General features: G+C 67.8%; 1 protein-coding gene. It reads right to left on the bottom strand.

Translation table 11 applies throughout. The annotated features are described in order from the left end of the window. Positions 1 to 351 (bottom strand): hypothetical protein (locus tag GA615_RS27725; RefSeq protein WP_161602615.1); only part of this gene is annotated, 351 nt, incomplete at both ends.

Raw genomic sequence — 351 nt, forward strand, 5'->3', positions numbered from 1 at the left:
GGCGCTGTCGGAGGAGTCGTCGGGGGCGGGACGCAACGGAGCCTGGCCGAGCAGGTGCATGGCCATCGTCAAGTCGGGACTTGTCCAGCCCTGGCCGGAGGCGATGAGGGTTTGAAGCATGCGCCAGTGGCGGAGCATCCAGTCGATGCCGAAGGCGGTTTCATGAAGATCGGCGATGACGGCGGCGGGGTCCTTGGGGAGATCCTGGGCGCGGCGTCGGACGGCGTGCTGCTTGCGTTCACGCCAGTCGCGCAGCGCGAGGCGGGCGGCGGGTTTGAGGTGGGCTTCCTCGGCATCGACACAGCGGAGATAGCGCACATATTCGATGGCGGCGGAGGCGATGAGGGCTTC

Source organism: Tautonia marina (genome assembly GCF_009177065.1).
GTDB lineage: Bacteria > Planctomycetota > Planctomycetia > Isosphaerales > Isosphaeraceae > Tautonia > Tautonia marina.